Annotated in this window: 8 protein-coding genes and 1 pseudogene; 8 read left to right on the top strand and 1 reads right to left on the bottom strand. The window is 38.2% G+C overall.

Translation table 11 applies throughout. From position 1 onward, the window contains the following. The 5 genes and pseudogenes from ACOVO2_RS00640 to ACOVO2_RS00660 all read left to right on the top strand — a co-directional run. A pseudogene (locus ACOVO2_RS00640) lies at positions 1-627 on the top strand (cytochrome C); the annotation flags it as partial. Positions 628-777: 150 nt separating this feature from the next. Further along, a complete protein-coding gene (locus ACOVO2_RS00645; protein ID WP_421768115.1) occupies positions 778-1,146 on the top strand; it encodes a hypothetical protein in 369 nt (122 codons plus the stop codon). Between the two features lie 311 nt (positions 1,147-1,457). Next, positions 1,458-2,450 (top strand): LLM class flavin-dependent oxidoreductase, encoded by a 993-nt coding sequence (locus ACOVO2_RS00650; protein WP_421768116.1) that lies wholly within the window; start codon positions 1,458-1,460, stop codon positions 2,448-2,450. 335 nt (positions 2,451-2,785) lie between these two features. Then, entirely contained in the window at positions 2,786-3,550 is a 765-nt protein-coding gene (locus ACOVO2_RS00655) for a hypothetical protein (protein WP_421768117.1), read from the top strand. Between the two features lie 4 nt (positions 3,551-3,554). Beyond that, positions 3,555-4,451: a helix-turn-helix domain-containing protein gene (locus tag ACOVO2_RS00660; RefSeq protein ID WP_421768118.1), complete on the top strand. Its 897-nt coding sequence runs from the start codon at positions 3,555-3,557 to the stop codon at positions 4,449-4,451. 4 nt (positions 4,452-4,455) lie between these two features. On the opposite strand, the gene ACOVO2_RS00665 is transcribed toward ACOVO2_RS00660, so the two are convergent. Then, a complete protein-coding gene (locus tag ACOVO2_RS00665; protein WP_421768119.1) occupies positions 4,456-5,739 on the bottom strand; it encodes an ATP-binding protein in 1,284 nt (427 codons plus the stop codon). Positions 5,740-5,956: 217 nt separating this feature from the next. On the opposite strand from ACOVO2_RS00665, the gene ACOVO2_RS00670 reads away from it, so the two are divergent. The 3 genes from ACOVO2_RS00670 (at position 5,957) to ACOVO2_RS00680 (ending at position 8,755) form a co-directional block, all read left to right on the top strand. After that, on the top strand, positions 5,957-6,502 hold the full coding sequence (locus ACOVO2_RS00670; protein WP_421768120.1) for a gluconate 2-dehydrogenase subunit 3 family protein: 546 nt from the start codon (positions 5,957-5,959) through the stop codon (positions 6,500-6,502). 91 nt (positions 6,503-6,593) lie between these two features. Beyond that, the gene (locus ACOVO2_RS00675) at positions 6,594-8,309 is read left to right on the top strand and encodes a GMC oxidoreductase (protein WP_421768121.1); all 1,716 of its coding nucleotides are present in this window, start codon (positions 6,594-6,596) and stop codon (positions 8,307-8,309) included. A 74-nt stretch (positions 8,310-8,383) separates the two neighbouring features. Continuing rightward, a complete protein-coding gene (locus ACOVO2_RS00680; RefSeq protein ID WP_421768122.1) occupies positions 8,384-8,755 on the top strand; it encodes a GxxExxY protein in 372 nt (123 codons plus the stop codon). Positions 8,756-8,773: the final 18 nt, after the last annotated feature.

Here is an 8,773-nt window from a genome sequence, read left to right on the forward strand (position 1 = left end):
GTTTCAGAAATTCAAGTGGCAGCAACCGCACCGAAACCTCAACTCGGAGCAGTTGGTGGAACAGTTGAGGCACGTTTAGGTAGCCCGACTGGTCCATTGCTTGGGCGTTCGGCATTCTTAGAGCCATCTGATAAAATGGATTTCACGCCAAAATCGGTTTCAGTGCCAATTCAATTACCAAATAATTTGGATGGGAAACTGCAAGATGTTTATGTAGTTTTCTCCAATACAAAGGCAGAATCAGGTTCATTGATGGTGGTGATGGGTCTTGAATTTAAAATGGCTTACGAAAGCTCATTGAAAGAACCAGTCAAAGTAGAAGCCGCCGCCGCGAATGATTATTTTGTAGGAAAATGGGCAACCAAAATGATTGGTACTCCAGCCGGTGATGTTTCGATTGATATTGTATTTGAAAGAAACAATGGTGTGCTTTCGGGCAAAATGATTTCTCAACAAATGGGAAGTCAAGCCTTCGAAAAAGTTGAAGAAGTTGATGCCGAAAAAGTCAAAGTATTTTTCTCAGCCAATGGTATGAGTCTCAACATGGAACTCAACAAAGAAGATGCCGATAACCTAAAAGGCAAACTCATGGGAATGATTGAGGTAAAAGGAAGTAGAGTGAAATGATTGACGATTTTGGATTTCGGATTTATGATTTCGGATTTTTAAATTGTCCAATGGACAAAAATATCATAGCCCCGACTGGGCGTCCCCGACTTTTTGTCGGGGTTTTGGATGAATCAAAAAAATAGCAAACAATCTAAATATTCAATAAAAATGAAAAAACTAAGTGTTCTTGTAGTGCTTTTTGTATTGAGTGTATCATTCAATACTTTTGCTCAGTCAAATTTCTTTGAAGCCAAATGGGAAATTACTGTGTTTGGAACACCCAACGGGGATGCCAAATTTGTAACCAAACTTGAAAGAAAAGAAGGAAAATTAGGCGGAGAATTGTCGTTGCCAGCCGATGCCTCTGCTCCAAAAATTCCGATTACAAACATTGAAGAATCGGCCGATAAAATTACCATATATTTTTCGGCTCAGGGTTATGATGTAAACGTTGAACTGACAAAAGTTGATGACGATAACTTGAAAGGTACCTTGATGAATATGTTTGAAACAAAAGCGATTAGAGTCAAGGAGTAAAGCATCAATATTTCCTCCCCTTATTTTAAGGGGAGGTGTCAAAATTCTGACGTAGTCGAATTTTGACGGAGGGGTTTTAAGGTAGAATTAGTTTTTTAGAACTTTGACTCTCCGTGTTTTACCCCTCCGTCCGACTTCGTCAGGACACCTCCCCTTTTTAAGGGGAGGAAATTTAAATAATTGATACTTTTTAATTTACAATATTCTTAAACAAAAAGAGCGGCCACTATGTCGCTCTTTTTGTTGGTAGCTTATTCAGAAAGAAACTTTCTAAATAAGCTTGGGGTTCTTAAAGAAAGAGATTACACTGAATGACAAAAATACCATTATCAGTTTTAGAATTGGCCACAGTAGTAGAAGGTGGCACTCACCAAACTGCCATAGCAAACACTGTAGAAATTGCTAAAAATGCCGAAAATTTAGGTTATAAACGTATTTGGATGGCCGAACACCACAATATGGAATACATTGCGAGTTCGGCAACCTCAGTTTTGATTGGCCACGTAGCAGGAAAAACCAATACGATTCGAGTAGGTTCGGGTGGAATTATGCTGCCCAATCATAGCCCATTAGTGATTGCCGAACAATTTGGTACTTTGGAGACAATTTATCCCAATCGCATTGATTTGGGTTTGGGTCGAGCTCCCGGTTCTGACCAACTCACGGCAATGGCTTTGCGTAGAAATCAAGAAACCGCCCATAATTTCCCCGAAGACGTAAGGCAGCTACAAACTTATTTCAGCGATGATAATTGTGATGCCCGTGTAAGAGCGTTTCCTGGTGAAGGCTTGGATATTCCACTTTGGATATTGGGTTCGAGTACCGATAGTGCTTATTTGGCTGCCGAAATGGGACTTCCTTATGCTTTTGCTTCGCATTTTGCTCCAGCACAATTTCGAGCTGCCATTAAGATTTATCGTGATAATTTCAAACCATCAGAAGTTTTAGAAAAACCTTATGTGATGGCGTGTGTAAATGTGCTTGCCGCAGATTCTGATGAGGAAGCCAATGAATTATTGACAAGTTTAATTAATTTATTTGTTGGAATCATTACTAATAAACGTAAACCACTCCGCCCCGCAGGGAAATTGCCCGAAGTTTATCAAATTCCAGAAGTAAGACAAGCCGTAAACAACATGCTTGCCTGTACTTTTTATGGCAGTAAAGAAACCCTCAACAAAAACCTTTCGGCTTTTATTGCAGAAACCGAAGTTGATGAATTGATGGTGGCCTCGCACATTTTTGATTTAGATGTTAAGCTAAAATCATTTTCGATTTTGCGTGATGCTTTGAGCGATAATTGATTATAAGTATAAAGAACTATTGAATTGATAATATTCTACCACAGAGGTACACGAAGTACAACACGGAGTTACACAAAGAAAAAATAGAAAAACTCTGTGATTTTTAAACTCTGGGCAACTCCATGGCGACCGACGCTCAGTAAAAAAATATTATCAATTTAATTTTTACTATCACTTAAAAAAATAATTACAATTAAAGAGCTGGGTAGTCGTAACTCAGCTCTTTTGTTTTAGACCTCTGTTTGATTTTCGTAAGTTTTGATTTGAATTTTGTTTAATAAACTCGTGCCAAAGTAGTAGCTTTGTAATAGAAAACAGACCTATTTTTTATTAAAATGAACTACCTAAACAAAACTCCTCTTTGCCTAAAAATAGTCCTATTACTTCTTTTTTGTAATACTGCAATTTTTGCCCAGAAAGCCGATTCACTCAAAAAAACTGAACCGTTGCATGCTTCTGCCAATATTCAAATTACGAATAATGGCGTATCACTTTTCCCTAATTTAATGCTTGGCAAACCTGCCACAATTTTTAATTTGACGGTTGGAAAAAAACATATTTTCTTCGAACCCGAGCTTCGTTGGCGACTCAACGGTGAGCCGTGGTCATACATTTTTTGGCTGAGATACCGCTCGAAACGTACCGAACATTTTAGCTGGCACGCAGGAGCACACCCATCGTATGTTTTGCGTTCGACGTCTGTAAGTATCAACGGTAAAACCGAAAATCGTTGGGTTTCACAACGTTATTTTGCCGGTGAGTTTGTGCCTGTTTGGCATCAATCTTCCAAGTTTTCATTAGGCTTGCACTTACTTGCTTCCAAAGGTTTAGACCCGTACGCCATTAAAAAAAGTTCTTATGTTTCGCTCCAACCACGCTTTCCGAATATCGGAATCTCGAAAAACTATTATTTAGGCTTTTTTCCACAGGTTTTCCATCTGACTTTAGATGATAAAAAAGGCTATTATTACAGCCACATGATAAGTATTAACAAGAAAAAAATGCCCGTTTATCTCTCATCAATATTCACCTACAAACTGAATTCTACGATTGCGGGTGATAACGTTGTTTGGAATGTTGCACTGAATGTAAAACTATAAAATTATGAATAGTGGTTTTGAGTCCTTAGAAGATTTTTATAAACGCAAATTCGATTGGATTCCCGAAAATCTGAGTAAAGACATCGGGCATGTGAATGTGTTTCGTTTACCGCACCCTGCCAATAAGCCCGTGCCGTATCGCCGCCGTGATTTTTTCAAAGTTACACTGTGCCGAGGCAACAGCCGTATTCATTATGCCGATAAAGTTTTTTCGTTTGAGAAACAAGCCCTTGTTTTCTCAAATCCTTTCATTCCATATAAGTGGGAGCATATCGAAACAGAGGTTTCGGGCTTTTATGTGATTTTCAATGCCAATTTTTTTAATCAATTTGGCACTCTGATACAGTACGAAGTTTTTCAACCTGCGGGTACGCATGTCTTTGAATTAGATGATATGCAGTTTGATTATTTGTGTGGAATCTTTGGGAAAATAGAAACCGAATTGAGTTCGGAGTATATTCATAAGTACGATGTCATCAGAAATCAGATTTATGAACTAATACATTTTGCCATGAAAACACGCCCCTCAACACTCATTGAGCAGCTTCCAATCAATGCTTCACAGCGAATTTATTGGCTATTTTTGGAATTACTCGAACGCCAGTTTCCGATTGACGAAAACCATACAGAAATAAAATTACGAACCGCATCAGATTTTGCCGAACAACTCAATGTGCATGTCAATCATCTCAATCGGGCAGTAAAAGAAACAAGTGGTAAAACTACTTCAAATCTGATTGCCGAACGCCTTTTGCAAGAAGCTAAAATCATGCTCAAACAAAGCAAATGGAATGTTTCAGAAATTGCTTATTCGCTTGGTTTTCAAGAAGTTACACATTTCAATAATTTCTTCAAGAAACACACCGAAATGAGTCCGGTTAAGTTTCGGAAGGAGTTTTGAGGGCTTATAGTTGATTCACTCCGTACAATGGAATATTCACCATCCAGTCTTGCACTCTGTAATTATTCATCGAAAAACGTATGGCTTGTTTAGTCTGGAATTTATCGCTAAAAACCTTCAAACTTTTTGATTTTAGGTTTTCTTCGGCTTTTACTTCTATTGGTATCACTTCATTTTCTTTCTGAATCAGAAAATCAATTTCTGCTGTTGCACTTTGAGCTGTCCAATAAAAGATTTCATGCTTGATTTTTAGTTGTTGAGCAACAAACTGCTCGGTCAAAGCACCTTTAAATTCAGTCAAGATGGTATTTTTTTCTAATAATATTTTTGGGCTAATTTGTGCTTTGGCATTGAGTAGGCCAACGTCTAAACAGAATAATTTAAAGACATCTATGTCTGTATAGGCGTTGAGCGGAATAGCAGGTTTATCCACAATGTTTACTTTTAATATTAACCCCGCATCGGTAAGCCAAGCTATGGCAGTTTCGAAATCTTTTGCTCGTGAGCCTTTCTTGACTTGTCCATAAATGAATTTTCGATTTTCTTTTGCTAATTGGCTAATCAGATGATTCCAAACTAATTTTATTCTTGGTACTGTTTCGGTTGGGGCGTATTTCGCAAAATCATTTTCATAACCCAATAATATTTTCTCTTGAATGGCTCTTACTTCATTCAAATCTTGAAATTGTATATAATTGACCACAGCCTCGGGCATTCCACCAATAAAATAATAGAGCCTGAGATAATCGACCAATTTATCATGAAAAGCATCAATAACTGACCAGTTTTCTGCTTCCAGATATTCCAAAAGTAGGTTTTGTCCGATATTATCTAAAAACTCAAAAAAACTCATCGGATACATTCGCATGAAATCAACTTTGCCGACAGGAAAAGAAATGTTTTTCTGTAAGGAAACACCCAATAGCGACCCAGCCGCAATAATATAGTACTGAGGAGCTTGTTCGTAGAAATATTTTAGGGCGGTTAATCCTTTTTCTGCCTCCTGAATTTCATCAAAAATTATCAGACATTTATCGGCTTGAATTTTATAACCAACTTCAATTTCAATTGTAGAAACAATGCGTTTTATATCAAAATCGGCTGAAAATAGTTTTTTGAGCCTCTCACTACTTTCAAAATTTAAGTAAACAGTTTTTTCAAACTGAGTCTCACCAAAATCCTTCATGAGCCAAGTTTTACCCACTTGCCTTGCTCCTTGAAGAATTAAAGGCTTTCGATTAGGAGAATATTTCCACTTTACTAAGTCTTTGTAAATACTTCTTAACATTTTTTGGTTGGAATATTTGTTCAAATATACACTTTTTCCAACGAAAAAATGTATTTGAATACATTTTTATGAAGGAAAGTTTATTTTGAAGATAAAATCCTACACGACTAAACACCATTAATTGTAGTTTCTACACGAATAAAACTTAAGTATATGACAGTTATTTAAAATTGAATAAATATATTTGTTTCTTAAAATTATTCAATTCTAAATAACTATGATGAACAGACGAGAGGTCATAAAAAATGTAGCCTTGATGTTGGGCGGAGCGTTCTCTGCACCAACACTCATGGCGATGGATAATTGGGAAAATGCTACAAAACCCAATGCCAGCGGAGTAGCTTTTAGCTTAACCGAAACTCAACAGAAAATCGTTGCCGAAATTGCCGAATTAATCATTCCTAAAACAGACACGGTAGGGGCCAAAGATGTTGGTGTGCCTGCATTTATCGAAATGATGTTGAAAGATTGCTATAAAGCACCTGAGCATCAGAGTTTTATGGAAGGCTTGGCTTCGATGGAGAAAGTGAAGTTTTTAGAACTAAATACTGATGAAAGAAGAGGAGTTCTAAAACTTTTGGAGCAAGAAACCAAAAAAATCACGAGCAAAACTTCTCCATTTTGGCGATTAATAAAAGAACTTACGCTCTTGGGTTATTTCACATCGGAAGCAGGCTTAAAGTCTTCGTTTGAATATGTACAGATTCCAGGAAAACTCGAACTTATCAAACTGAAACCTAACCAAAAAGCATACGCTTATTGATTTACTGCCACAAATGCACGAATGTTTACGAATATTATTTGTTTTTTGATTCGTGAATTCGTGGCAAAAAACATAAAACAATCGAAAAATCATGAATCTGAATATAAAAGCAAATAAAAATAATACATTCGATGCCATTGTTGTTGGCTCGGGAATGTCGGGTGGATTTGCGGCCAAAGAACTAACCGAAAGAGGGTTGAAAGTTTTGATGATAGAGCGTGGCCATGAAATTAAGCACATCGAAGGCTACGATACCGCCATGAAACAACCTTGGGAAATCGAACATCGAGGACGAACTTCTAATATTTCGGCCGAGGAACGTTGGGCAAATAGCCGTTTTTGGGGGCTTGGAAGTGAAGAAGTGGTAAATCATCTGACAAACGATAAAGAAAACCCATACATCGAAAAACGTGCTTTCGACTGGATTCGTGCCTATCATACTGGCGGAAAATCAATGCACTGGGGGCGTCAGTCGTACCGATGGGCAAAGCATGATTTCGAAGCCAATGCCAAAGAAGGTATCGGAATCGACTGGCCGATTCGCTATGAAGATTTGGAGCCATGGTACACGCACGTTGAGAAATTTGTGGGCGTATCTGGGCAAAAAGAAGGTTTAGAAGTATTACCCGATGGACATTTCTTACCCGCCATGCCACTTTTTGCTCCCGAAGTTCATTTTAAAAACAAAATGTTCGAAAGATTCAATCGTCCTGTAACGGTGGGGCGTGTGGCAAATCTTACGCAGCCGCAAGATATTCATACTTCTTTGGGGCGGGCTTCTTGTCAGTACAGAAATAAATGTCAAAGAGGTTGCCCTTATGGTGGGTATTATAGTTCATTGTCGGGTTCAATTCCTGCCGCTATGCGAACCAATCGTTTAAGTATTTTGCATGATTCGATAGTAGCTGAAATCATCTACGACGAGCAGAAAAAACGAGCCAGTGGTGTAAAAATTATTAATCAAAACACCATGCAGACCGAAGAATTTTTCGCTAAAATTATCTTCTTGAATGCTGGTTCTATCAATACCGCTGCTTTGATGCTCAACTCAAAATCGAATCGTTTTCAGAATGGTTTTGGTAATGACAGCGACCAAGTAGGTAGAAACTTAATGGACCACCAATTGGGTTCGGGAGCTCAAGCAACGGTTGAAGGCTTTGAAGATGATTATGTGTATGGCCAACGACCGAATGCGATGTATATTCCAAGATTCAGAAACTGGGGGAACGATAAGCAAACGGCATATTTGAGAGGTTTTGGGTACCAAGGCGGTGCAAGCCGTGAAGGCTGGGAAAGTGGGGTTACAAACGATGGCTTTGGGGCAGATTTTAAGCAAAGCCTAACCAAGCCAGGCCCTTGGTCGATTCGTATTGGTGGTTTTGGCGAGATTTTACCTGACCCGAACAACAGAATTTATCTCGACCCTGAGAAAAAAGATAAATGGGGAATCCCGATGATTGTAACCGATGCCGCTTTTGTCGAAAACGATTGGGCGATGCGTAAAGATATTATTGCCTCGGCCGTAGAAATGCTCGAAACGGCAGGTTTCAAAAACGTAACACCTTATGACCGCCCAACGCACATGGGCTTGGGCATACACGATATGGGAACTGCTCGCATGGGTCGTGACCCTAAAACTTCTGTGCTAAATTCCTTCAATCAAGTACATGATTGCAAAAATGTATTCGTAACCGACGGTGCCGCCATGACTTCGGCTTCGTGTGTGAATCCATCAATTACTTATATGGCACTTACGGCTCGTGCAGCAGATTATGCGGTGAAGGCTTTGAAGAAAAGAGAACTTTGATTTAGAATTGCCACGAATGCACGAATGATTACGAATATATTATTCGTGCATTCGTGGCAAAATAATTTATAACTATGGAAATAATCCACAGAGAAGAATCCTATCAAATTATTGGAAAGTGTATGGAGGTCCATAACAATTTGGGTGCAGGTTTTGCCGAAATAGTTTACAAAGATGCCTTAGAATATGAATTTAACAAAGCTGGAATACCATTTGAACGAGAAAAACAATATAAAGTAAATTACAAAGGCATCATTTTACCACACCATTTCTATGCTGATTATGTGGTTTTTGATAAGATTATTCTTGAGGTCAAGGGTGTTTCGGCAATTACTGATGAATTTACCGCCCAATGTATCAATTATTTGAAAGTTTCTGAATTGAAATTGGCGTTATTGGTGAATTTTGGAGAATTAAGATTGAATTCTAAGCGAATAGTACTTTGACTTTTAATAGCCACGAAT

The organism is Emticicia sp., from assembly GCF_049241225.1.
Classification (GTDB): domain Bacteria; phylum Bacteroidota; class Bacteroidia; order Cytophagales; family Spirosomataceae; genus Emticicia.